The sequence below is a fragment of the Citrobacter sp. MGH105 genome, from assembly GCF_001037485.2.
Lineage (GTDB): Bacteria > Pseudomonadota > Gammaproteobacteria > Enterobacterales > Enterobacteriaceae > Citrobacter > Citrobacter portucalensis.
In genome coordinates, this window is sequence record NZ_CP073048.1 from 3,090,764 (window position 1) to 3,116,397 (window position 25,634).

At 51.9% G+C, this 25,634-nt stretch carries 22 protein-coding genes; 15 read left to right on the forward strand and 7 right to left on the reverse strand.

Annotated elements, in window-relative coordinates; genetic code table 11:
* Positions 1–255: 255 nt before the first annotated feature.
* The 6 genes from SK35_RS14940 to roxA all read left to right on the forward strand — a co-directional run bounded on the left by SK35_RS14940 (position 256) and on the right by roxA (position 7,280).
* Entirely contained in the window at positions 256–2,073 is a 1,818-nt protein-coding gene (locus SK35_RS14940) for a hypothetical protein (RefSeq protein WP_048216331.1), read from the forward strand.
* Positions 2,074–2,356: 283 nt separating this feature from the next.
* Positions 2,357–2,572 carry an excisionase family protein gene (gene xisR, locus SK35_RS14945; protein WP_003832298.1) on the forward strand — a complete coding sequence of 72 codons (216 nt, stop codon included), beginning with the start codon at positions 2,357–2,359 and terminating at the stop codon, positions 2,570–2,572.
* A complete protein-coding gene (locus tag SK35_RS14950) occupies positions 2,572–3,858 on the forward strand; it encodes a site-specific integrase (protein ID WP_048214416.1) in 1,287 nt (428 codons plus the stop codon). Before xisR ends, SK35_RS14950 begins: the two co-directional genes overlap by 1 nt.
* 73 nt (positions 3,859–3,931) lie before the next feature.
* Positions 3,932–4,603: a two-component system response regulator PhoP gene (gene phoP, locus SK35_RS14955; protein ID WP_003846709.1), complete on the forward strand. Its 672-nt coding sequence runs from the start codon at positions 3,932–3,934 to the stop codon at positions 4,601–4,603.
* Complete coding sequence (gene phoQ, locus SK35_RS14960) at positions 4,603–6,066, forward strand: two-component system sensor histidine kinase PhoQ (protein WP_008784442.1); 1,464 nt, start codon at positions 4,603–4,605, stop codon at positions 6,064–6,066. The genes phoP and phoQ overlap by 1 nt, the downstream gene beginning before the upstream one ends.
* Before the next feature lie 92 nt (positions 6,067–6,158).
* Positions 6,159–7,280, forward strand: a complete 1,122-nt coding sequence (gene roxA / locus SK35_RS14965; RefSeq protein WP_048214417.1) for a [50S ribosomal protein L16]-arginine 3-hydroxylase — start codon at positions 6,159–6,161, stop codon at positions 7,278–7,280.
* 102 nt (positions 7,281–7,382) lie between these two features.
* Here the strand turns inward: roxA and pepT are convergent, their stop codons facing one another.
* Complete coding sequence (gene pepT / locus SK35_RS14970; protein ID WP_048214418.1) at positions 7,383–8,609, reverse strand: peptidase T; 1,227 nt, start codon at positions 8,607–8,609, stop codon at positions 7,383–7,385.
* A 250-nt stretch (positions 8,610–8,859) separates the two neighbouring features.
* Here pepT and potA point away from each other — a divergent pair, with 250 nt between their 5' ends.
* The 5 genes from potA to SK35_RS14995 all read left to right on the forward strand — a co-directional run bounded on the left by potA (position 8,860) and on the right by SK35_RS14995 (position 13,331).
* Positions 8,860–9,996, forward strand: coding sequence for a spermidine/putrescine ABC transporter ATP-binding protein PotA (gene potA, locus SK35_RS14975; RefSeq protein ID WP_003030791.1), 1,137 nt, complete (start codon positions 8,860–8,862; stop codon positions 9,994–9,996).
* Entirely contained in the window at positions 9,980–10,837 is an 858-nt protein-coding gene (potB, locus tag SK35_RS14980; RefSeq protein WP_008784439.1) for a spermidine/putrescine ABC transporter permease PotB, read from the forward strand. The genes potA and potB overlap by 17 nt, the downstream gene beginning before the upstream one ends.
* The gene (gene potC, locus SK35_RS14985; protein WP_006684943.1) at positions 10,834–11,613 is read left to right on the forward strand and encodes a spermidine/putrescine ABC transporter permease PotC; all 780 of its coding nucleotides are present in this window, start codon (positions 10,834–10,836) and stop codon (positions 11,611–11,613) included. The genes potB and potC overlap by 4 nt, the downstream gene beginning before the upstream one ends.
* A 27-nt stretch (positions 11,614–11,640) precedes the next feature.
* Positions 11,641–12,687 (forward strand): spermidine/putrescine ABC transporter substrate-binding protein PotD, encoded by a 1,047-nt coding sequence (gene potD, locus SK35_RS14990; RefSeq protein ID WP_003030797.1) that lies wholly within the window; start codon positions 11,641–11,643, stop codon positions 12,685–12,687.
* 137 nt (positions 12,688–12,824) lie between these two features.
* Positions 12,825–13,331 (forward strand): methyltransferase family protein, encoded by a 507-nt coding sequence (locus SK35_RS14995; protein WP_048214419.1) that lies wholly within the window; start codon positions 12,825–12,827, stop codon positions 13,329–13,331.
* A gap of 21 nt (positions 13,332–13,352) precedes the next feature.
* On the opposite strand, the gene cobB is transcribed toward SK35_RS14995, so the two are convergent.
* From cobB to lolC, 5 genes are all read right to left on the reverse strand, one after another.
* Positions 13,353–14,174: a Sir2 family NAD+-dependent deacetylase gene (gene cobB, locus SK35_RS15000; protein WP_003832281.1), complete on the reverse strand. Its 822-nt coding sequence runs from the start codon at positions 14,172–14,174 to the stop codon at positions 13,353–13,355.
* Between the two features lie 15 nt (positions 14,175–14,189).
* Positions 14,190–15,101, reverse strand: coding sequence for an N-acetylglucosamine kinase (gene nagK, locus SK35_RS15005; RefSeq protein WP_020996481.1), 912 nt, complete (start codon positions 15,099–15,101; stop codon positions 14,190–14,192).
* An 89-nt stretch (positions 15,102–15,190) separates the two neighbouring features.
* Positions 15,191–16,435 carry a lipoprotein-releasing ABC transporter permease subunit LolE gene (lolE, locus tag SK35_RS15010; protein ID WP_003030804.1) on the reverse strand — a complete coding sequence of 415 codons (1,245 nt, stop codon included), beginning with the start codon at positions 16,433–16,435 and terminating at the stop codon, positions 15,191–15,193.
* On the reverse strand, positions 16,435–17,136 hold the full coding sequence (gene lolD / locus SK35_RS15015) for a lipoprotein-releasing ABC transporter ATP-binding protein LolD (RefSeq protein WP_003832278.1): 702 nt from the start codon (positions 17,134–17,136) through the stop codon (positions 16,435–16,437). Before lolD ends, lolE begins: the two co-directional genes overlap by 1 nt.
* A complete protein-coding gene (gene lolC, locus SK35_RS15020; protein WP_032934420.1) occupies positions 17,129–18,328 on the reverse strand; it encodes a lipoprotein-releasing ABC transporter permease subunit LolC in 1,200 nt (399 codons plus the stop codon). The genes lolD and lolC overlap by 8 nt, the downstream gene beginning before the upstream one ends.
* Positions 18,329–18,589: 261 nt before the next feature.
* Here lolC and SK35_RS15030 point away from each other — a divergent pair, with 261 nt between their 5' ends.
* The 3 genes from SK35_RS15030 (at position 18,590) to ldtC (ending at position 24,340) form a co-directional block, all read left to right on the forward strand.
* Positions 18,590–19,654 (forward strand): acyltransferase family protein, encoded by a 1,065-nt coding sequence (locus SK35_RS15030; RefSeq protein ID WP_048214420.1) that lies wholly within the window; start codon positions 18,590–18,592, stop codon positions 19,652–19,654.
* Between the two features lie 118 nt (positions 19,655–19,772).
* On the forward strand, positions 19,773–23,219 hold the full coding sequence (mfd, locus tag SK35_RS15035) for a transcription-repair coupling factor (RefSeq protein ID WP_048214421.1): 3,447 nt from the start codon (positions 19,773–19,775) through the stop codon (positions 23,217–23,219).
* 155 nt (positions 23,220–23,374) lie between these two features.
* A complete protein-coding gene (ldtC, locus tag SK35_RS15040) occupies positions 23,375–24,340 on the forward strand; it encodes a L,D-transpeptidase LdtC (protein WP_032944376.1) in 966 nt (321 codons plus the stop codon).
* An 86-nt stretch (positions 24,341–24,426) separates the two neighbouring features.
* On the opposite strand, the gene bhsA is transcribed toward ldtC, so the two are convergent.
* Entirely contained in the window at positions 24,427–24,684 is a 258-nt protein-coding gene (gene bhsA / locus SK35_RS15045) for a multiple stress resistance protein BhsA (RefSeq protein WP_003030810.1), read from the reverse strand.
* Between the two features lie 243 nt (positions 24,685–24,927).
* On the opposite strand from bhsA, the gene comR reads away from it, so the two are divergent.
* Positions 24,928–25,563, forward strand: a complete 636-nt coding sequence (gene comR, locus SK35_RS15050) for a TetR family copper-responsive transcriptional repressor ComR (RefSeq protein WP_008784432.1) — start codon at positions 24,928–24,930, stop codon at positions 25,561–25,563.
* The last annotated feature ends 71 nt before the right edge of the window (positions 25,564–25,634 follow it).

The following is a 25,634-nucleotide window of genomic DNA, read 5'->3' on the forward strand; positions in this document are numbered from 1 at the left end:
ATCCATCAATGATGGCCCTGTCATAGTCAGCCATGCAAGGAGGGTAAGTGACACTTGAGTGCTGTCCGTATTGCAAAAAATGGAGTTCTGTTGACTCCATGTATAAATCAACAAAAAGAATGAATAAGAGAGTAGTCACGGCTTATTTCTGTAGCCTTGAGCATGCTATCTCCTACAAACAAATTCATGAACCACGGCGCTGTAATTTAAGCAGAAGCAATGCACGCCATTCACATAAATATTATTGAGGTTATTATGACAATTGGATTAAAAAACTTTGGCGGGAGATTCGAACCGAAAAAAAGCGCACTTGAAAAAGATAGTACGCTTCCGGTTTATGTTGCTTTTAAACAAGCCAAGAATAAAACAATAGCAAAAACATTACTGCATGCGGATTTTATACAGTTCGCGCCAGATTATGCTGATGATTATTTTGCTCCCAAGGTATGGGAAGTAGAGGAAGGAATGTTCTGCACTGTTGAAGGGCAGTTCTATACCGACCTTTTCACTGGTGAAATTGTCTGGAATGCTGAGAAAGGCGAACCAGAGCGCATCATAGTTGAGCCAGAGCTTGCTGGCGGAAATGAACAACTTAATGCTGACGCGACAGAAGAAAAAATGAAACCGGTGAAAGAGCTGGATGTGCTGGCCCGCGCATACTGCCTTGCGGTGTTTGGTGCCATTGAGGAAATCACACCTTCTCAGTATGGCCAGTTAATCGACATGCTGAATGATGATGAATTTAGCCCTTTACGCGAACAGGCAGAGGGTCTTGCCAAAGAACCCCGCATTCTTGCCATGCTTCCTGAAAAACAGACCGAATGCCTGGCCTGGGTGCGTCAGAAGGCGCGCGACAATGCTAAATGGCCAGACTATAAAAACCTGTTTACCCAATGGGCTGATACCCCGCCCGATAAACGCGAGCCAGTAAAGTGTGTTCAGACTGGCACCACGAGCAGTGACAAGCCGACCATGAACGAACTTGCTACCAGACTGCGCTATCGCACAGCCATGGGAAAATTATCCCGATCCATGGATTTCGACGTGTGCACCCCTCCTGTTGGCATTGAAATGCGGATCAATACCATGCTGTGCAGTAAAGATGTAGAGATTGATGACTGGTGTGCGCCATTTTCACGTACACCGGGTATTCATGATTATCACCCGGCGGCCATCGTGGCCATCATCAAAACCGCTGATGAAAAACTTCATATTTACCCTGGCGAACTTCGCCAATACATCGATAGCTGCATTGCGGGTTTTGACTGCGTTAATCCACCACAACTGGTCATTGATATTGCCTGCGGCCGTACGTCTGCCCCGCTGCCACAAAAAAATGATGGAGCAAAATCTGATAGTAAAACCGAACAGACGTTACAGGACGAAAATTTACCACCAGCAGTCTGCCCGGCTCACGCTGCAGAACTCGACAGGGAGCTGGATGCAGCATTTGCCAATAGCGCCTCAAATGAGAGTGAAAAAACGGAAGTTACCGAACAGGAAGACGATCGCCCACTTCTGGATGATCATGAAATTGAGATAGCCCACGCGCTGAACGACCTGCTTTCGGGACGTACTGACATTATGGGCAAGGAAGAAGCGGAAGGCGTTGTGGCATGTACCGGTCATATTATCGCTGACATTCTTCCTCTGCTGATCATCGATATTGCCACCACTGAATTTTGTCTGTCGCCCAATTTCAGCGACGAAGAAGTTCACGATGTCGCAACGACAATTCTTGATAGCTGGTCTGATGATGCTGCCTCGCGTCAGAAGATCGCCCTCGATGCGATAGTAGAATATCGCCGACCAGAGCCACCAAAACCCATAGTGATGGATCCACCAGCTGTCACCGCCAAACCGAAGAAAGAACCAGAACTGACTGTTTCCGCACCGGGTAGCAATTTCACAAATGGCGAACCGTTTACCACCCTCACCTATCGCCAGCAACTGACGCTCGCAGCGCTGCAAGGGATGTGTGCAAACCCGGCATACCGCGGCGATTTTGACGAATTGCCGCACATGGCCGCAGCGTTGGCCGCAGGGGTTATAAGTGCGGAGGCGGAACAGTGACAGAGAATTTAACCGGCGATAAAGCCCTGATCCGTTCTCTGCACATCTGTGATGATGGATGTGACTGGACGTCCTGGCATTTATGGCGAATGGGAGAACGCAGGCGCATAAGTGAACATGTTTTCACGCGGCTACCAGTTCGTCAGTGCGCTATACAGCCGAGCATGAAACCCAAGAAAAAACAGTGCCAAAAACGAAAGGCAAAACCAACTACTGATTTTTGATTATCAATATTCGCCAGTTGCAGCATGTACTGTTGTGGCTGGCGGCATCGGAGTTATGTATGTCGCAACTCATTTTCAGCGAAGAGTGGATGGTTGAAGCGCGACTAACAGAAAAGACCGGCTTGTCGGAAAGACAAATTAAAAGTTATCGGTTGAATTTGTGGATCGAAGGCGTGCATTTCAAACATCTGACAGCTCTCGGGGAAACTGACAATTCTAAAGGTCTGCTTTGGTACAACTATCCAAAGATTAACCAATTAGTACAGGAAGCATGATGGACTTTCCAACCGGCGTTGAGCTGCATAATGGAAAAATACGGATCACATTTACCTATCGCGGCAAACGTTGCCGCGAAGTCCTTCGGGGCTGGACGGTGAATAGAAGCAACATCAAAAAAGCTGGAAATCTTCGCGCGCTCATAACAAGTGAAATACAGCTCGGTAAGTTCGACTATGCGGAACGTTTCCCGGAATCTAAAGCGCTTAAGAAGTTCATCACAACCAAAAAAATCACCACCTTTAAAGAACTGAGTGATTTTTTTACAGACACCAAAGCCTTAGAGGTATCTGGTGCAACCCTGCTATCGCTTACTTCGGTCGTAAATACGTTACTGCGTGTAATCGGAGAAAATACCCGTCTGGTAGATATTGAGCATGCCGATATTTTGCATTACCGAAAGGAGTTATTGACCGGGACAATTATTAACCCGGCAATGCCGAATCTGGCCAGGCAGGGCCGCGCGCCCTCAACAGTCAATAAACAGATGGCAGTTTTATCAGAAATGCTTAAGCTCGCAAACCGAAGCCAGTTTATATTGCATGCTCCTTATGAAGGAGTGTCGCGACTCAAGTTATCTAAAAATGATCCCGACCCACTTTTACTTCATGAGTACCAGGCTCTGATAGCCGCCCTTCCCCGTAGCCAGGCATTAATCATCATTGTTGCCGTTCATACGGGGATGAGACCGGGCGAGATATGCGCCCTGGCATGGGAAGACATTGATTTGGTAAAAGGTGAAATCCACGTATCCAGAAGTTTGACGAATAAGCGAGTATTTGTACCCCCTAAGACAGATGCCGGAATAAGGACGATAACGTTGCTTAAACCTGCTCTGGATGCACTGAAGGAACAATACGAAGTCACCGGCGCTAATCCGAAGCAAGAAATTCGATTTCACCATCGGGAGATCGGAAAAACTGAGCAGCAATCTCTTCGCTTCGTTTTTTCACCAACAGCATATTCGTCAAAAAAAGGCAGTTACTTCTCCAAGAACTCGATTGCCTATGGCTGGAAGCGAGGCACTAAACTTGCCAATATCCGCGAAAGGAATCCTTATCAGTCACGGCATACCTACGCATGCTGGACGTTGATGGCCGGAGCGAACCCGTCATTCATAGCGAGTCAGATGGGACATGAAGATGCGCGCATGGTGTACGAGGTTTACTCCAAGTGGATTGGCGACATGAACCAGGATCAGGTCAACATGCTGAACAATCAGATGCCAACGGCACTGCCCCCAGGGCGCCCCCACGGGCAGGGGAGCATGAGAAAAGTTATTTAATTTCATAGCGCTGCTTTCAATCCACATAATCAGCGTTAAACTATTCATACCATTATTTTAGGGAGAAACGATGATGCGCGTACTGGTTGTCGAGGATAATGCTTTATTACGCCACCACCTCAAGGTTCAGTTGCAGGATTTAGGGCATCAGGTGGATGATGCAGAAGATGCGAAGGAAGCGGACTATTATCTGAATGAACATCTGCCGGATATCGCGATCGTTGATTTAGGACTCCCCGATGAAGATGGTTTGTCGCTGATCCGCCGCTGGCGCAGTAATGAGGTTTCGCTGCCGATTCTGGTATTAACCGCACGCGAAGGCTGGCAGGATAAAGTGGAAGTCCTCAGCGCCGGTGCTGACGATTACGTCACCAAACCGTTTCACATCGAAGAAGTGGCTGCGCGCATGCAGGCACTGATGCGCCGCAACAGCGGTCTGGCATCGCAAATTATCTCCCTTCCGCCTTTTCAGGTGGACCTCTCTCGACGCGAGTTATCCGTCAATGATGAAGTTATCAAGCTCACTGCGTTTGAATACACCATTATGGAAACGCTCATCCGTAATAATGGCAAAGTGGTCAGTAAAGATTCGCTCATGCTGCAGCTTTACCCGGATGCCGAGCTGCGCGAAAGTCACACCATTGATGTTCTAATGGGACGTCTGCGTAAGAAAATTCAGGCGCAATATCCGGACGACGTCATCACCACCGTGCGTGGTCAGGGATATCTTTTTGAACTGCGCTAATGAATAAACTATTGCGTCATTTTTTCCCGCTATCGCTACGGTTGCGCTTTTTACTGGCAACTGCGGGCGTGGTGTTGGTGCTCTCGCTGGCCTACGGCATGGTTGCTCTGGTGGGCTACAGCGTCAGCTTTGATAAGACAACGTTTCGCCTGCTGCGGGGTGAAAGTAATCTGTTTTATACCCTGGCAAAGTGGGAAAACGGCAAGATAAACGTCGAGTTGCCTGAAAATCTCGATATGCAAAGCCCAACAATGTCGCTGATCTATAACGAAAGCGGTGAGTTGTTGTGGGCGCAGCGCAATGTTCCCTGGCTGACGAAAAGTATCCAACCGGACTGGCTAAAAACGAACGGTTTTCATGAAATTGAAGCCAATGTAGACGCCACCAGCACTTTACTGGGCGAAGATCACTCCGCTCAGCAGCAGTTAAAAGAAGTCAGAGAAGATGATGACGACGCCGAAATGACCCACTCCGTGGCGGTGAACGTCTACCCCGCCACAGCCAGAATGCCGCAACTGACCATTGTGGTTGTCGATACTATTCCTATAGAGCTAAAGCGCTCGTATATGGTCTGGAGCTGGTTTATTTATGTGCTGGTCGCCAATCTGTTGCTGGTCATTCCGTTGTTATGGGTAGCCGCCTGGTGGAGCCTGCGGCCGATTGAATCGCTGGCCCGCGAAGTCCGTGAGCTTGAGGAACATCATCGTGAGATGCTAAACCCCGCTACCACACGCGAATTGACCAGCCTGGTTCGTAATCTCAATCGACTTTTAAAAAGTGAACGTGAGCGCTACGATAAATACCGCACCACGTTAACCGATCTCACTCATAGCCTGAAAACGCCACTGGCGGTACTGCAAAGTACGTTGCGCTCAATGCGTAATGAAAAGATGAACGTCAGCGACGCAGAGCCTATCATGCTGGAACAAATCAGCCGTATTTCCCAACAGATAGGCTATTACCTGCATCGCGCCAGTATGCGTGGCAGCAGTGCCCTACTCAGCCGCGAGCTGCACCCGGTCGCGCCGTTGCTGGATAAGCTCACCTCGGCGCTGAATAAGGTATATCAGCGCAAAGGGGTCAACATTAATCTCGATATCTCACCTGAGATCAGCTTTGTGGGCGAACAGAATGATTTTGTCGAGGTATTGGGCAACGTCTTGGATAACGCCTGTAAATATTGTCTGGAGTTTGTCGAGATTTCGGCGCAACTGTCTGAGGATCAGCTGCATATTCTGGTCGAAGACGATGGTCCTGGTATTCCGCAAAGCAAACGGGAAGTGGTGTTTGACCGCGGACAGCGCGTAGATACACTACGTCCCGGACAAGGCGTCGGTCTGGCGGTGGCGAGAGAAATCACCGAACAGTATGACGGGCAGATTATTGCTGGTGATAGCCTGCTGGGTGGTGCGCGCATGGAAGTTATTTTTGGTCGCCAGCAGCCGGGCCAGAAAGACGAGTAATCGTCGCATGTAATAAATATGTACTGACTTCACGCTTGAGGTTAAGTATCCGTTATAATCGGTTGCAGATACCAGCCTGCGGGATGCTCACTATGGAATACCAACTCACACTTAATTGGCCCGATTTTCTTGAACGCCACTGGCAGAAACGCCCGGTGGTCTTAAAACGCGGGTTTAATAACTTTATTGATCCTCTTTCTCCTGACGAACTGGCTGGACTGGCAATGGAAAGCGAAGTCGACAGCCGACTCGTCAGCCATCAGGATGGTAAATGGCAGGTTAGCCACGGTCCATTCGAAAGCTACGACCATCTTGGCGAGAACAACTGGTCTCTGCTGGTGCAGGCGGTCAACCACTGGCACGAACCTACCGCCGCGCTGATGCGCCCGTTCCGTGAATTACCGGACTGGCGTATCGACGATCTGATGATTTCTTTCTCTGTACCCGGCGGCGGCGTTGGCCCGCACCTGGATCAGTACGATGTATTTATCATTCAGGGAACCGGTCGTCGTCGCTGGCGCGTAGGCGAAAAGCTGCAGTTGAAGCAGCACTGCCCTCACCCGGATCTTCTTCAGGTCGACCCGTTCGAAGCCATCATTGATGAAGAGCTGGAACCCGGCGATATCCTGTACATTCCACCGGGATTCCCGCACGAAGGCTATGCGTTAGAAAACGCGATGAACTATTCGGTTGGTTTCCGCGCGCCAAACACTCGCGAGCTGATCAGCGGGTTCGCCGATTACGTTTTACAACGCGAACTGGGCAGCACCTATTACAGCGATCCGGACCTGCCACCGCGCGATCATCCGGCAGATATTCTGCCGCAGGAGATGGATAAGCTGCGCGAAATGATGCTGGGCCTGATTAATCAGCCAGAACATTTCCAGCAGTGGTTTGGCGAATTTATCTCTCAGTCTCGTCATGAGCTGGATATTGCCCCGCCGGAGCCACCGTATCAGCCAGACGAAATTTATGATGCCCTGAAACAAGGTGATGTGTTAGTGCGTCTGGGCGGGTTGCGCGTATTGCGCATTGGCGATGACGTCTACGCTAACGGTGAGAAAATTGATTCGCCGCATCGTCCTGCGCTGGAAGCGCTGGCCAGTCATATTGTGCTGACGGCTGAGAACTTTGAGGATGCGCTGGAAGATCCTTCTTTCCTTGCCATGCTTGCCGCGCTGGTCAACAGCGGGTACTGGTTCTTCGAAGGGTAATGCGGACTGTGCCTGATGCGACGCAATGCGTCTTATCAGGCCTACTGGAGTGAAATATTGTAGGCCGGATAAGCAAAGCGCCATCCGGCAACTACACATGCTTTATTTTTGTTTCGCGGCCAATTCAGCAATACGCACAATCACCTGCACCGCTTTTTCCATTCCTTCCAGGGTTACAAACTCATGCTTGCCATGATAGTTGTAGCCGCCGGTGAACAGATTCGGACACGGTAATCCCATAAATGACAGCTGTGCGCCGTCAGTGCCGCCACGGATCGGTTTCAGCACAGGCTCAATATCACAATCGCGCATCGCCTGCTGGGCGATATCCAGCACGTGCGGATGCTCAATCACTTTTTCGCGCATATTGTAGTAACTGTCTTCAATCACCAATTCGATATAACAGTCCGGGTGTAACCCTTTGCCGACCTTCTTGGCGATATCCATGATCTTACGTTTACGCGCTTCAAACTGCTTACGGTCAAAATCACGAATAATGTAGTGCATATCCGCCCGATCAACCGTCCCTTTCATGCTCGCCAGATGATAAAAGCCTTCGTAGCCTTCCGTCTTTTCCGGGCTTTCATCTGCCGGGACCTCAGCGTGAATACGCGCCGCCAGCGACAGCGCATTCACCATCACCCCTTTTGCGGTACCGGGATGCACATTGTTGCCAACAATTTTGATATTAACCGACGCGGCGTTGAAGTTCTCAAACTCCAACTCACCTACGCCACCACCGTCAACGGTATAGGCCCACTGCGCATCGAATGCCGCAACATCAAAATGCTTCGCCCCTTTACCCACTTCTTCGTCCGGCGTAAAGGCCACGCGGATATCACCGTGCGGAATATTTTTTTGGATAAGCACTGCCAGTGCGGTCATGATTTCCGCCACGCCTGCTTTATCATCCGCGCCCAGCAACGTTTTACCGTCTGTGGTGATCAGCGTCTGACCCAGAAGTTGATGCAGCACCGGGAACATCACCGGCGATAAAACTTCATCACCAATGCCTAACGCAATATCGCCACCGCGATAGTTTTCAACGATTTGCGGATTGACATTTTTACCGCTGAAATCCGGTGAGGTATCCACATGGGAAATAAAGCCGATCGCAGGAATATTGCCAGCAACGTTCGCGGGTAACGTTGCCATCAGCGTGCCTTTTTCGCTCAGTGAAATATTAACCAGCCCCATCTCTTCGAGCTGTTGTTTGAGCAGTTGTAATAATTTCCACTGTCCTTCGGTGCTGGGTACCTGCCGCACGCCCGATTTTGATTGGGTGTCCAGCGACACGTAGTGTAAAAAACGCTCAAGTAGTTTATCCATGCAGTCACCCTCACTTTTTGTGACAACATTATCAATAAGCAACAAAAGACAAATATTGCGTCAGGTCACTTTTATCCCCGCAAGTGAGAATATTTCGCCCTGACATCCCCTCTGACTATAGGGCTAAGTCAGTAATTCGCAACAAGGATTGGCGATTACAATGGTTTGCCGTAGAATAACGGCCCTCATTAAGAGTCATCAAGGTGGTTAACCACAAACCCCGCATCGGTCAGCCATCCGTTGCGTTTACATGGGACAGAGTAAAAAATTGAATAAACAACCGCGTTCGCTTTCTCCACTGGTGCAATTAGCGGGAATTCGCAAAAGTTTCGATGGCAAAGAGGTGATTTCCAGCCTGGATTTGACCATCAATAATGGCGAGTTTCTTACGCTGCTTGGCCCCTCTGGCTGCGGTAAAACAACCGTTCTTCGCCTGATTGCCGGTCTGGAAACGGTTGATTCCGGTCATATTATGTTGGACAACGAGGACATTACTCACGTTCCAGCGGAAAACCGCTACGTGAATACCGTCTTCCAAAGCTATGCGTTATTCCCCCACATGACCGTATTTGAAAATGTGGCCTTTGGTTTGCGCATGCAAAAAACGCCCGCAGCCGACATTTCTCCCCGCGTTACCGAAGCCCTGCGCATGGTGCAACTGGAAGAGTTCGCCCAGAGAAAACCGCATCAACTTTCCGGCGGACAGCAGCAGCGCGTAGCGATTGCCCGAGCAGTGGTCAACAAACCCCGCTTACTCTTGTTAGATGAATCCCTCTCTGCGCTGGACTACAAACTGCGTAAGCAGATGCAGAATGAACTGAAAGCACTGCAGCGTAAGCTTGGTATCACTTTTGTCTTTGTCACACACGATCAGGAAGAAGCGCTAACCATGTCCGACCGCATCGTGGTGATGCGCGATGGTAAGATTGAGCAGGACGGTACGCCGCGCGAAATCTACGAAGAGCCAAAGAATCTGTTTGTCGCCGGGTTTATCGGCGAGATCAATATGTTTAACGCCACGGTGATTGAACGTCTGGATGAACAGCGTGTTCGTGCTAACGTTGAAGGCCGCGAGTGCAATATTTATGTCAACTTCGCGGTAGTTCCCGGACAAAAGCTGCACGTCCTGTTACGCCCTGAAGATTTGCGCGTTGATGAAATCAATGATGATAATCATATTGAAGGCCTGATCGGCTACGTGCGTGAACGCAACTACAAAGGCATGACGCTGGAATCGGTTGTGGAACTGGAAAATGGCAAAATGGTGATGGTCAGCGAATTCTTCAACGAAGATGATCCTGACTTTGACCACTCGCTCGACCAGAAAATGGCAATTAACTGGGTAGAAAGCTGGGAGGTCGTACTGGCTGATGAAGAGCACAAGTAAATTCCAGAGTGTGGTGATCTTCACCATTGTCGGTTGGCTTGTGTTATTTGTCTTTCTGCCCAACCTGATGATCATCGGCACCAGCTTTTTGACCCGTGACGACGCCAATTTCGTCAAAATGGTCTTTACGCTGGAGAACTATACGCGTCTGCTCGATCCGCTCTATTTTGAGGTGCTGGTTCACTCCCTCAATATGGCGCTGATTGCCACGCTCGCCTGTCTGGTACTCGGCTACCCGTTTGCCTGGTTTTTGGTGAAACTGCCGGAAAAAGTACGCCCGCTGCTGCTGTTCCTGCTGATTGTTCCGTTCTGGACCAATTCTCTGATTCGCATCTACGGACTCAAAATTTTCCTCAGTACCAAAGGCTATCTCAACGAGTTTCTGTTATGGCTCGGCGTTATCGATACACCCATTCGCATTATGTTTACCCCCAGCGCGGTGATTATCGGGCTGGTATACATCCTGCTGCCGTTTATGGTGATGCCGCTCTATTCCAGCATTGAAAAGCTCGATAAACCGCTGCTGGAAGCCGCACGCGATTTAGGCGCCAGTAAGCTTCAGACCTTCACCCGCATCATTATTCCGTTGACGATGCCGGGGATTATCGCCGGATGCCTGCTGGTCATGCTGCCCGCAATGGGGCTGTTTTACGTTTCCGACTTAATGGGCGGCGCGAAAAACCTGCTGATTGGTAACGTAATTAAAGTTCAGTTCCTGAACATTCGCGACTGGCCGTTTGGCGCCGCCACCAGCATAACGCTGACTATCGTGATGGGGCTGATGCTGCTGGTCTACTGGCGCGCCTCCCGCCTGCTGAATAAGAGGGTAGAACTCGAATGATCGGTCGACTGCTTCGCGGCGGTTTTATGACCGCTATCTACGCGTATCTGTACATTCCAATCATTATTTTGATTGTGAACTCCTTTAACAGCTCGCGCTTTGGCATCAACTGGCAAGGTTTTACGACCAAGTGGTACGGTCTGCTGGTGAACAACGACAGCCTGCTGCAGGCGGCGCAGCACTCGCTGACCATGGCGGTGCTCTCCGCCACGTTCGCCACGCTGATCGGTTCACTTACTGCGGTCGCGCTTTATCGTTACCGTTTTCGCGGTAAGCCGTTCGTCAGTGGCATGCTCTTCGTGGTGATGATGTCGCCGGATATTGTGATGGCAATATCTCTGCTGGTGCTGTTTATGCTGATCGGCATTCAACTGGGCTTCTGGTCGCTGCTGTTCTCGCATATCACTTTTTGTCTGCCTTTTGTGGTGGTGACGGTTTACTCTCGCCTGAAAGGTTTTGATGTCCGCATGCTTGAGGCGGCTAAAGATTTGGGTGCCAGCGAAGTAACTATTCTGCGCAAGATAATACTGCCACTGGCTATGCCTGCGGTGGCTGCGGGTTGGTTGCTGAGCTTTACGCTGTCGATGGATGATGTTGTTGTTTCATCTTTCGTCACCGGACCGGGTTATGAAATTTTGCCATTAAAAATCTACTCAATGGTTAAAGTCGGCGTATCACCTGAGGTGAACGCGCTGGCGACCATTTTGTTGGTTCTGTCGCTGGTTATGGTGATTGCCAGCCAGCTTATTGCACGTGATAAAACCAAGGGCCGCTGAGGCCCTTTATTCAGGGGACGTTAAATGATGAAAAAATGGTCACGCCACCTGCTCGCGGCGGGTGCTCTGGCACTGGGCATGAGCGCCGCTCACGCGAATGACAACAACACGCTCTATTTCTATAACTGGACCGAGTATGTCCCGCCAGGGCTGCTGGAACAGTTCACCAAAGAAACCGGCATTAAGGTTATCTATTCGACCTACGAGTCGAATGAAACCATGTACGCCAAGCTCAAAACCTATAAAGACGGCGCATACGATTTGGTGGTTCCGTCCACCTATTACGTCGATAAAATGCGTAAAGAAGGCATGATCCAGAAGATCGACAAGTCGACGTTGACCAACTTCCACAACCTCGATCCGGAAATGCTCAACAAGCCGTTTGACCCGAACAATGACTACTCCATCCCGTATATCTGGGGTGCGACGGCCATTGGCGTCAACAGCGATGCTATCGATCCGAAAACCGTCACCAGTTGGGCCGATCTGTGGAAGCCGGAGTACAAAGGCAGTCTGCTGTTAACGGATGATGCGCGAGAAGTGTTCCAGATGGCGCTGCGCAAGCTGGGATATTCCGGCAATACCACCGATCCCAAAGAGATTGAAGCCGCCTATAACGAGTTGAAGAAGCTGATGCCTAACGTTGCGGCATTTAACTCTGACAACCCGGCCAATCCGTATATGGAAGGCGAAGTCAATCTGGGAATGGTGTGGAACGGCTCCGCGTATGTTGCGCGTCAGGCGGGCACACCGTTGGAAGTGGTATGGCCGAAAGAAGGTGGCATTTTCTGGATGGACAGCCTGTCTATTCCGGCTAACGCGAAAAACAAAGAAGGTGCGCTGAAGCTGATTAACTTCCTGCTGCGCCCGGACGTCGCGAAAGAAGTCGCAGAAACTATCGGTTACCCGACGCCAAACCTGGCAGCACGCAAGCTGTTAAGTCCTGAGGTCGCGAACGACAAAACGCTCTACCCTGACGCGGAAACCATCAACAAAGGGGAATGGCAAAACGATGTCGGTTCCGCCAGCGCTATCTATGAAGAGTATTATCAGAAGCTAAAAGCAGGACGCTAATACTCGTGCAACCCGGCAGGCGTCGCTGCGCCGGGTTGCTACCTGCCAATCCCTACTTTTTACGCCTTTCGACTGATTCCCTCTCCCCAGTTTCTGGCTATGCTTACAGTATTCCAGGCCGGCTTCTGAGGCTTCCAATGACAACGCTCTGGCTGCTGCTTGAGTTGGCTAATCTGATCGTATTTACGCTGGTGATTCTCCCGCGTAAGCAGCCGGTAAACGCTCGTCCTTTGCTACCTGTCATCGCAACCCACCTGCTACGGCTCACCTTTTTAATACCGATCCTGGTTTTTGGTTATAGCCTGTTTTTCAGTCATCAGATTGGCCCGGTGGAGTGGGGATGTCTGATTTTGGCGATCGTAGGTAACGCGCTGGTCATCAAAGGAAAATGGGATTTGGGGGAGAGCCATACATGGACAGGCTACTATTTACCCCGTGCAAAAAGGGTCACGCGCGGCATTTTTGCCTGGATTGCGCACCCCATGTATACCGGAATTATTCTGGTGATTATCTCGTGCAGCCTGGTTTACATTACCCGACTACCCATATGGCTAAGCGCACTGGGGCTGATCTGTTGTTTTTACATCGTAGGGTTTTTGATTGTGGCGGCCCTGCGTGAGGACCGCCAGTTTGTACAGGCTTAAACAGTATTATCCGGATAGCCGTTACAGCCCTTTCAATAACTTCTCAACGAACTCAGGCACCACCTGGCTTGCCGGACCGTAATACTTCTCTTCAAACTCGCTGCCTACCTGGCTCGGTTCGAGATTGAGTTCTACCGTATGTGCCCCATGCAGCCGCGCCTCATGCACAAAACCCGCTGCCGGATAAACATGTCCCGATGTGCCAATCGCAATGAACACATCTGCCATTGCCAGCGCCATATAAATTTCATCCATACCCAGCGGCATTTCACCAAACCACACTACGTGTGGTCGCAGCGGTGCCGGAAACTGGCAGCAATGACATTTATCTTCCGGGGTCACATCGCCCGTCCACTCCAGAATCTGCCCGCTTTGCGAACAGCGAACTTTGAGCAACTCGCCGTGCATATGGATAACGTTCTGGCTGCCCGCACGCTCATGCAGATTATCAATGTTCTGCGTCACCAGTAAAAAACGATCGCCCAGCTCGGCTTCGAGTTTTGCCAGTGCGATATGCGCCGCGTTGGGTTGGATTTCAGGCTGCTGCAACTGATGGCGACGGGCGTTATAAAACGACTGAACCAGTTCCGGATTTCGACTAAATCCTTCCGGAGTCGCAACGTCCTCTACCCGATGTTCTTCCCAGAGACCATCCGCCGCGCGGAATGTTCGAATTCCTGACTCAGCGGAGATTCCCGCTCCAGTCAGTACCAGCACTCTTGGTTTTTCCATCAATTCAGGCACCACTCTATCTCTGAAAAAGATTCGTTGACGCAGGCGATCGCGCAAATGGCGTTTATTTTTACGAAAGCGGCTTAACCGATGACCCCGACGCGACAGCATAACAACCTCTTTGTATTAATCGGTAAGATGTAGGAAAGCGGCCCCGCGCATCCCGCCGGCATCACCGTGCCGTGCCTGCTCAATACGCGGCACCCGAGCAACCGGCAGCAGATGACGTGGCAGTCGATCCGCCAGTTGCGTCGTAATAGCGGTAAAATTCGACAAGCCTCCGCCAATCACTACCAAATCAGGATCGACGATAGTCAGGATATTCCCAAGACACACCGCCAGCAAATCCAGATAGCGTTCAACGTGGGCACGCGCGTGTTCATCACCCTGCTCCCACAGCGCAATAATTTCGCGGGCATCCAGCGGTTGATGGTAGTAATGCTGATACAACCACGCAAATCCACCGCCGGAAAGATAGCTTTCGATGCATCCCAGTTGACCGCATCCGCAGCGGCGCAGCGGGAAATCAAAGCCCATCAGCGTCAGCGCATCGACCGGCAAACGAATATGACCAAACTCACCGGTGATATAGCTGCGTCCGGTGATGGATTTTCCGTTAAGCACCAGGCCGCCGCCGACGCCCGTACCGAGGATCAACCCCATTACCAGCGGATATTGGGTGAACTCGTCATCCCAGGCTTCGGAGAGAGCAAAACAGTTCGCATCGTTATCCAGACGCACATCGCGGTCAAGGCGAGCGCTGAGATCGGCGCGGAGCGGTTTGCCACTGGCGGCAGGAACATTGGCCGCGTACAGCGTGCCGTCTTCGGTTTCCGGCATGCCCGGAATGCCGATGCCTACCGAACCTTTGATGCCGAACCGCTGATCCGCTTCCGTCACCAGATTGCAGACCGCATCAAGGAAAGCGTCGTAGCTGTCGCGAGGCGTAGGAACGCGAGTTTCCCATTGCAGACGACGTTGCTTATCAAACACGCCCAGCGCAATTTTGGTCCCGCCGATGTCAAATCCGTAATACATCACCGCTCCTTGATACACGTCATCCTTCAAGATGCCTCTGCGTTGGCTACGCCTTGATGCAGCATGAATGCTGTCGTGTATTATTGTTGTTATTGGCCGCTAAGTACTCTCGCAGGATCAATATTGCTGGCGCGACGCGCCGGATACCAACTTGCCAAAAGACTCAGCACGAGTGCTGTCACCAGCACGTAAATCACATCCAGCCAGTGTAATTCCGATGGCAGGAAGTCAATGAAATAGATATCGCCGGACAGGAACTGATGGCCGATAAGCGCCTCAATCCCGTTTATGATCGGCGTCAGTTGCAACGACACAACCACCCCGATGACGACGCCTATCAGGCTACCGAACAGACCCGCCAGCAGGCCGTACCAGACAAAAATGGCACGGATCAACCCATCTTTCGCCCCGAGTGTTCTTAATACCGCAATATCGCCGCTTTTGTCTTTTACCGCCATCACTAACGTGGAAACGATATTAAAACAGGCCACGCCAATCACCAGCACCATAGCCAGATACATAATGGCGCGGATCATCTGAATATCGCGGTACATATAGCCGTAGGTGCCGATCCAGCTCTTGATGTAAACATAGTTATTGGTGACTTCACCCGCGTCTCGCACCAGCTTATTGGCGTTAAACACGTCGTTAACCTTCAGCGCGATCCCGGAAACGCTGGTTCCCATATCGAGATATTGCTGCGCATCTTCCATTGGGATCATGGCAAAGCTGTGATCGAGCTGACCGCTCAGTTGCAGGATTCCCGTCACGTGCAAACGCACGCGTTTAGGCTGCTGTAGCTTATGATCCGCGCTGGCGTTAGGGATCATAATCGACACCCAGTCGCCCTGCTTCACCTTCAGCGCATCGGCAATACCCTTACCAATGATGATTTGTTGTTCACCGGCTTTAAAATTATCCCAGGCGTGGTTTTGCACGAAGGATGGCAGAGCGCTTAAACGCTGTTCCTGTTTCGGGTCAACGCCCTTCACCTGCACCGCGCGTAAGTTCGCCCCGCTCTCCACCAGTCCGGTAAAGTTGATATAAGGCGCCGCGGCGACAATACCCGGCACTTTTTGTACCTTGTCGAGCGCTTCCTGCCAGTTATTCCACGGCTGATTTACAGCTTCAATCTCTCCGTGTGGGACTACGGCCAGAATACGGTTGTTCAGCTCACGCTCAAATCCGTTCATGGCACTTAAACCGACGATCAACACCGCCACACCCAACGCGATGCCAACGGTAGATATCACCGAAATCAACGAAACCATACCGCCGCGCCGCCGACCACGGCTAAAGCGCAGACCAATCAATAACGATAAAGGCGAAGCCATTACTCAGCTCCCATCAGGCTCAGTTCAGCCGTCAGGCGACCATCGCGCATTTCAAGCTGGCGACTCATCCGCTTCGCCAGTTGCAGATCGTGCGTCACCACCAGAAATGCCGTGCCCTGAGAGCGGTTCAGCTCGCCCAGAAGCTCGAAAATGCTGTCCGCGTTACGCGCATCCAGGTTACCCGTTGGCTCATCTGCCAGGACCAGGCGCGGGTTATTCACCAGCGCACGCGCGATGGCCACACGCTGACGTTCGCCGCCAGACAGTTCAGACGGGCGATGACTGGCACGATGATCCAGCCCTACCGCTTTCAGCATATCCCGTGCGCGCTCGGTGATTTCAGCCGGTTTTTTCTTGCCGATCAGCAGCGGCATCGCTACGTTTTCCAGTGCGGTAAAATCCGGCAGCAAATGGTGGAACTGGTAAATAAAGCCCAGCTTCTGATTACGCAGTTCCGCTTTCGCCGCCGACGAGAGCTTGCTCATTGGCTGACCGCTAAAAATGACGTCGCCGGAAGTCGGGGTATCCAGCCCGCCTAACAGATGCAGCAGCGTACTCTTGCCGGAGCCGGAGCTGCCGACAATCGCCATCATCTCACCTTCGCCGACGCAAAAACTGACATCGTGCAGTACATCGGTCTGCACAGTGCCTTCCTGATAGCGTTTGCACAGGTTGTCGCATTGCAACAGGATCTTATTCATAACGTAAAGCCTCAGCGGGTTGAGTGGCGGCAGCGCGCCAGGAAGGATAAAGCGTAGACAGCAGCGCGATGGCCATCGCCACCAGCGCAATGACGATAACCTGCAGCGGCTCAATGGCGACCGGCAGCGCAGCGCCATCCAACAGCACACCAATAATTGGCATCAGATTGTTCAGTTGGCTGGCGAGCAATGCCCCCAGCACAGCGCCCAGCAGCGCGCCAATCACCCCGGCACTGGCCCCCTGAACCATAAACACCATCATTATCTGCCGCGGCGTTAGCCCCTGCGTTTGTAAAATCGCCACTTCCCCTTGCTTCTCCATTACCATCAGACCCAGCGAGGTAATAATATTAAAAGCCGCCACCGCCACGATCAGGCTAAGCAGCAGCCCCATCATGTTCTTTTCCATGCGCACGGCCTGGAACAGTTCCCCTTTGCGCTCGCGCCAGTCCTGCCATTTGGTGCCTTGCGGCAGCGTTTGCTGGCTCAGCGTGTCAACTTTTAACGGTTCGTTCAGCCACAGACGCCAGCCAGTGATATTACCCACCGGATAACGCATCAGACGCGAGGCATCCTGAATGTTGGTCAGCATCTGGTAGCCATCGACTTCGCTGTTGGCGGCGAAAGTGCCAATCACCGTAAACAAACGCTGGCTCGGCAAACGCCCCATCGGCGTAAACTGACTGGCCGAGGGCACCATCACACGGATTTGATCGCCACGGTTCACGCCCAACTGCCCGGCAAGCTGCTCGCCGAGGATGACATTATACTTACCCGGTTGCAGATCTGTTTGCTTCACATTGACCAGATACGGCGTTAACGGATCTTTTTGCGCCGGATCGATACCGAGCATCACGCCGACCGCCACGCTACGCGCACTTTGCAGCACCACATCTCCCGTAGTTATAGGCGCAACGCGGTTGACGCCGTTCAACACCACCGCTTTTTCCGGCAGTTGTTGCGGGTTGAGGGAACCCTGTTCAGACGAGAGTACGGCCTGAGGCATCAGGCCAAGAATATTGTTTTGCAGCTCGCGCTCGAAACCGTTCATCACCGACAACACCGTGACCAGCGCCATTACCCCGAGAGTAATGCCTATGGTGGAGAGCCAGGAAACGAAGCGACCGAAGCGATCTGCTGCACGCCCACGCATATAACGCAGGCCGATGAATAGAGCGACAGGTTGGTACATGAAATCCGTCTGGTTGCTGTTAGCAAAGTCACGAGTATATAAGCGAAAGCGGAATGGGTAAATGACTGAACCGTAAGTGTTCGTCAGCACTATTCCTAAAAGTATAAATAAATCAATTCGCTAAAGTTGTCCCTCTTCCCTTCAGCCCGGGCCCCTGATCTTTATCTTAAAAAAACAAAATGCAGACAGTTACGCATTACAGCGCACAGCGGGTTGCGCAGGATGGCAGGCTATAGCCAACAATATGGATACGCCGTCTCGATGAAGAAAAAAGAACTATGGATTAATCAAATCAAAGGGTTATGTATTTGTCTGGTGGTAATTTACCACTCGGTAATCACGTTTTACCCGCACCTCACTACTTTTCAGCATCCGCTTTCAGAGCTGCTGAGCAAATGCTGGATTTACCTAAATTTGTACCTGGCGCCGTTTCGCATGCCGGTCTTTTTCTTTATTTCGGGGTATCTGATCCGTCGCTACATTGATAGCGTCCCGTGGACAACCTGCGTGGATAAGCGGATCTGGAGCATTGCCTGGGTGCTGGTGCTTTGGGGAGTGGTGCAATGGCTGGCGTTAGTCGCGCTCAATAACTGGCTGGCCCCACAGCGCGATCTGAGCCATGCTGCCAACGCCGCTTATGCCGATTCGATCACAGGTTTTACCCACGGAATGCTGACCGCCAGCACCAGCTTGTGGTATCTGTACGCGCTGATTGTCTATTTTGTTCTGTGTAAGATTTTCAGCCGCTGGGCGGTGCCACTGTTAGCGTTATTTGTGGTGCTAAGCGTGGCGATCAATTTTGTCCCGACGCCGTGGTGGGGAATGAACAGCGTGATTCGCAATCTGCCCTGGTACAGCCTCGGTGCATGGTTTGGCGCAACGCTAATGGTATGGATCAAGGAGGTGCCCCTGCGCCGCCATGCGGTCATTGTTCTGGTTAGCGCAATCGCCGCCGTCGTCGCGTGGTTGGCAAATGTCTCACTATTACTTTCTCTGCTTTCCATTGTGCTGATCATGAAGCTGTTTTATCAATTTGAGTTGCGCTTTGGTATGCGTGAGTCCGGCCCGTTAAGCGTGATTGGTGCCAATACCATCGCCATCTACACCACCCACCGTATTCTGGTTGAGCTGTTCAGCTTAACGCTAATCCCTAAAATCAATCATACCGCCTGGCCTGCATATGCGGAGCTGGCCCTGCTGCTGGTGTATCCGTTCGCCTGCCTGCTACTGTGCACCTTGTTTGGCCTGTTGGTACGTAAAATTTCACAAAAAACAGTGGCCGACCTGCTCTTTTCCCCGCCTTCTTTATCGGCTGTCTCGCGCTAACCCCTACGCGCTTTTTGCCCCCATCAGGGGGCGAATCAATTTGCTTATGAGAAACGATCACGGATAATAAAGAACATTGCTTATCAGATGTATATCTAAACGAGATCCTGACAACCGAATGCCTGAACAACATCGTTACACGCTCCCAGCGAAAGCAGGCGATCAGCGCCAGTTGGGTGAGCTTACCGGCGCGGCCTGCGCAACGCTGGTTGCCGAAATCGCCGAACATCATGCCGGTCCAGTGGTCCTGATCGCGCCGGACATGCAAAATGCGCTGCGTTTGCATGATGAAATTCGTCAGTTTACCGACCAGATGGTAATGAACCTGGCCGACTGGGAAACGCTTCCCTACGACAGCTTTTCTCCTCATCAGGAGATTATCTCCTCGCGTCTCTCCACGATGTATCAGCTGCCTGCCATGCAGCGCGGCGTGCTGATCGTTCCGGTAAATACACTGATGCAGCGCGTTTGTCCGCACAGCTATCTGCACGGCCATGCGCTGGTCATGAAAAAAGGTCAGCGACTTTCACGTGACGCTTTGCGTGAACAGCTGGACAGCGCTGGCTATCGCCATGTTGATCAGGTCATGGAACACGGCGAATACGCCACGCGCGGCGCGTTGTTGGATTTGTTCCCGATGGGCAGCGAGTTGCCTTATCGTCTGGATTTCTTTGATGACGAAATCGACAGCCTGCGTCTGTTTGATACCGACACCCAGCGCACGCTGGAAGAAGTCGATGCCATTAATTTGCTACCCGCACACGAATTCCCGACTGACAAAACGGCCATTGAGCTGTTCCGTAGCCAGTGGCGAGATACCTTTGAGGTGAAACGCGACGCCGAACATATTTACCAGCAGGTCAGCAAAGGCACGTTACCTGCGGGTATTGAATACTGGCAACCGCTGTTTTTCAGCGAGCCGCTGCCGCCGCTGTTCAGCTACTTCCCCGCCAATACGTTATTGGTGAATACCGGTGATATCGAGACCAGCGCAGAACGCTTCCAGGCCGATACCCTGTCACGCTTTGAGAATCGCGGTGTTGATCCGATGCGCCCGCTTCTGCCGCCGGAATCGCTGTGGCTGCGGGTTGATGAGCTGTTTTCTGAACTTAAACGCTGGCCGCGCGTTCAACTGAAAACCGAGAGTCTGGCGAACAAAGCAGCGAATACTAACCTCGGGTTCCAGAAGCTGCCGGATATCGCCGTTCAGGCACAGCAAAAAGCGCCGTTAGATGCGTTACGTAAATTCCTTGAAGGCTTCGCCGGTCCGGTGATTTTCTCGGTGGAAAGTGAAGGCCGCCGTGAAGCACTTGGCGAACTGCTCGCCCGTATCAAAGTGGCGCCGAAGCGGATATTGCGACTCGATGAAGCCGTAGATAACGGTCGTTATCTGATGATTGGCGCAGCTGAGCACGGCTTCATCGATAGCAAACGCAATCTGGCGCTGATTTGTGAAAGCGATCTGCTTGGGGAACGCGTGGCGCGCCGCCGCCAGGATTCTCGTCGCACCATCAACCCGGATACCTTAATTCGTAACCTCGCAGAGCTGCATCCCGGTCAACCGGTGGTGCATCTGGAGCACGGCGTGGGTCGTTATGCCGGTATGACCACGCTGGAAGCGGGCGGCATCACTGGTGAATACCTGATGCTCACCTATGCCAATGACGCCAAACTGTACGTGCCGGTGTCGTCACTGCATCTGATCAGCCGCTATGCCGGCGGCGCGGAAGAGAATGCGCCGCTGCATAAACTTGGTGGCGATGCCTGGTCACGTGCCCGACAGAAAGCCGCTGAGAAGGTGCGCGATGTTGCGGCAGAGCTGCTGGATATTTATGCCCAGCGCGCGGCGAAAGAAGGCTTTGCCTTTAAGCATGACCGTGAACAGTACCAGCTGTTTTGCGACAGCTTCCCGTTTGAAACCACGCCTGACCAGGCGCAGGCGATTAACGCGGTACTCAGCGATATGTGTCAACCGCTGGCCATGGACCGCCTGGTGTGCGGCGACGTCGGCTTTGGTAAAACCGAAGTCGCGATGCGCGCGGCCTTTCTCGCCGTAGAGAACCACAAGCAGGTTGCCGTGCTGGTGCCGACCACCCTGCTCGCACAGCAGCACTTCGACAACTTCCGCGACCGCTTTGCCAACTGGCCGGTACGCATTGAGATGTTGTCCCGTTTCCGTAGCGCCAAAGAGCAAGCGCAGATTCTGGAGCAGGTTGCCGAGGGAAAAATTGATATTCTTATCGGCACCCACAAGCTGCTGCAAGCGGATGTGAAGCTAAAAGATCTGGGTCTGTTGATTGTCGATGAAGAGCACCGTTTTGGCGTTCGCCATAAAGAGCGCATCAAAGCGATGCGCGCAGATGTCGATATCCTGACGCTGACGGCAACGCCTATTCCGCGTACGCTCAATATGGCAATGAGCGGCATGCGCGATCTGTCGATTATCGCCACGCCACCCGCTCGTCGTCTGGCGGTCAAAACCTTCGTGCGCGAATACGACAACCTGGTGGTACGCGAGGCGATCCTGCGTGAAGTTCTGCGCGGGGGACAAGTTTATTATCTGTTTAACGACGTCGAAAACATCCAGAAAACCGCTGACAGATTAGCAGAACTGGTGCCGGAAGCGCGTATTGGTATCGGTCACGGACAAATGCGCGAGCGCGAACTGGAACGCGTGATGAACGATTTCCACCATCAGCGTTTTAACGTGCTGGTGTGTACCACCATTATCGAAACCGGGATCGACATCCCCACCGCTAACACCATCATCATCGAACGAGCGGATCACTTCGGTTTAGCGCAATTACACCAGCTGCGCGGTCGTGTGGGACGTTCTCACCACCAGGCTTACGCCTGGCTGCTGACGCCGCATCCGAAAGCAATGACCACCGACGCGCAAAAACGTCTGGAAGCCATCGCCTCGCTGGAAGATTTGGGCGCAGGTTTTGCGCTGGCGACCCACGACCTCGAAATTCGCGGCGCCGGGGAATTACTGGGTGAAGATCAGAGTGGTTCCATGGAAAGCATCGGCTTCTCACTGTATATGGAACTGCTGGAAAACGCGGTCGATGCGCTCAAAGAAGGGCGTGAACCGTCACTGGAAGATCTCACCAGCCAGCAAACCGAAGTTGAACTGCGCATGCCGTCTCTGCTGCCGGATGACTATATCCCGGATGTCAACACGCGACTGTCGTTCTACAAGCGTATTGCCAGTGCGAAAGGCGAAAACGAGCTGGAAGAAATTAAGGTCGAGCTGATAGACCGTTTTGGTCTGCTGCCCGATCCGGCCCGTACGCTGCTGGATATCGCCCGTTTACGCCAGCAGGCGCAGAAACTGGGGATCAGAAAGCTCGAAGGCAATGAAAAAGGCGGTACCATTGAATTTGCCGAGAAAAACCACGTCAACCCGGTCTGGCTGATTGGTTTACTGCAAAAGCAGCCGCAGCACTTCCGTCTGGACGGTCCAACCCGGCTGAAATTCATGCAGGAGTTGAGCGAGCGTAAAACGCGGATCGACTGGGTCCGCCAGTTTATGCGTCAGCTTGAAGAAAACGCCGTAGCATAAGCATAGTGAACAGGCCGGGTGAGCACACCACTCACCCGGCCTGATGAATTTACAAACTCTTTGCACTTCCCTGCACTTCCCGACACAGCAAACAGCCATAATTCTCGTTTACTTTTACATAATAAAAACCACGTAAAAACAATGGATTTATGGTGATGTTAAACAATAAACGACTCTCTCGCTGGCTCGCGTTTTTTACGCTTGCAGCGACATTCGCGTTAGCACTTCCGGCTCAGGCAAACACCTGGCCGCTGCCGCCACCGGGAAGCCGTCTGGTGGGTCAGAATGCCGTTCACGTTGTTGAAGACAATGGCGGTTCTCTGGAAGCGATTGCGAAAAAGTACAATGTCGGCTTTCTCGCGCTGCTGCAGGCCAACCCTGGCGTTGACCCTTACGTACCACGTCCGGGCAGCGTTTTGACGATCCCGTTACAAACTCTGCTACCTGACGCCCCGCGCGAAGGTATTGTTATCAACCTCGCCGAACTGCGTCTTTATTATTACCAGCCGGGGACCAATTCGGTGACCGTGTATCCTATTGGTATTGGCCAGTTAGGTGGTGACACGCTGACGCCCACGATGGTAACCACCATCTCTGATAAACGCGCCAACCCCACCTGGACGCCGACGGCAAATATCCGCGCGCGATACAAAGCAAACGGGATTGACCTGCCTGCCGTTGTGCCTGCCGGTCCGGATAACCCGATGGGCCATCATGCAATTCGCTTAGCGGCATACGGCGGCGTGTACCTGTTGCACGGTACAAATGCTGATTTTGGCATCGGAATGCGCGTCAGTTCCGGCTGTATTCGTCTGCGCGACGGTGATATCGAAACCCTGTTCCGTCAGGTAACGCCCGGAACTAAGGTCAATATTATCAATACGCCGATCAAAGCATCCGTTGAGCCTAACGGCGTGCGCCTGGTGGAAGTACACCAACCGCTGTCCGAAAAAATCAATGACGACCCGCAACTGCTGCCGATCGTGCTGAACGCGTCCATGCAGACATTTAAAAATGCGGCGCAAACAGATACCGCCGTCATGGATCATGCGATGGAGATTCGCTCAGGCATGCCGGTCGATGTGACCCGTCATCATGACGTTGCTCAACAACCGCTGTAAACGTAGCGTATAAAAAAACCCCCGCTGGATTTTATTCCGCGGGGTTTTTTTAATTAACTCGCAGTGGCATTGCGATGGGTTAAATCTTATTTGTAGATAACAGCAGTTCCGTGAAGAGTGTTAGGACCGGTAACGGAAGTAATACGGAAAGACTTCGCACCCATCTCATCGGCTTTCTGCGCCAGTTGATCTTCCAGAGAACCTAAGTTAGTCCCCGCATTCGCAGAAATAGTACCGACTTTCTCTTGACCCGCAGGGGTGGACTGAACTTCAACAGCGGCAAAGCTTGCAAATGACAGTGAGCTAAGAACAGCAGCGACAAACAGTGTTTTTACGTTTTTCATGATAGTGACCTTTAGCAGATGAATGGGTGTCGAGAAGATTAACTTAACGATCGATAGGTAAATCATAGATGTGATCCAGGTCACACGTCAACATTTTTTTATAATGATCGTTATATAAAATATAAAGGTCTTATTTTTCATGCTAATAGCTATAAATTATTTTTATCGTGAATCCGCTGGAGTGTGCAGTCGAATATTTTTATAATGGTTATTCAATAAACCCAACAAAGGTACATCGGCGCCATGACAACTGAAACGACAGGTTGTGCAAAAAAAAGCCGTGGCCGACCAAAAGTGTTCGACAGGGAAGCCGCGCTTGATAAGGCCATGACACTCTTCTGGCAGCACGGATATGAAGCGACCTCACTCGCCGATCTCGTGGAAGCCACCGGCGCAAAAGCGCCTACGCTGTATGCGGAGTTCACCAATAAAGAAGGGTTGTTCCGTGCCGTACTGGACCGCTACATCACCCGCTTTGCGGCGAAACACGAAGCCCAGCTGTTTTGTGAAGAAAAAAGCCTTGAGTCCGCACTGGAAGACTATTTCACTGCTATAGCGACCTGCTTTACCAGCAAGGACACCCCGGCGGGATGTTTCATGATTAATACTTCTGCGACGCTGGCAGCCTCTTCCCGCGATATTGCACACACGGTGAAATCCCGCCATGCAATGCAGGAACAGACGCTTACCCAGTTCCTTCACCAGCGCCAGCAACGAGGCGAAATTCCGGCCCATTGCGACGTGCAAAAACTGGCCGAATACCTGAACTGTATTTTACAAGGTATGTCGATCAGCGCCCGTGAAGGCGCAACGTTTGAAAAACTGATGCAGATCGCACACACAACCCTGCGACTGTGGCCCGAACTCGTCAAAGCTTAACCCTTTCCCACAATTCCCCCGCTGTACTCACACCACCGGGAGCTGATAAAGCCCCCGGTTAGATTCCCGTT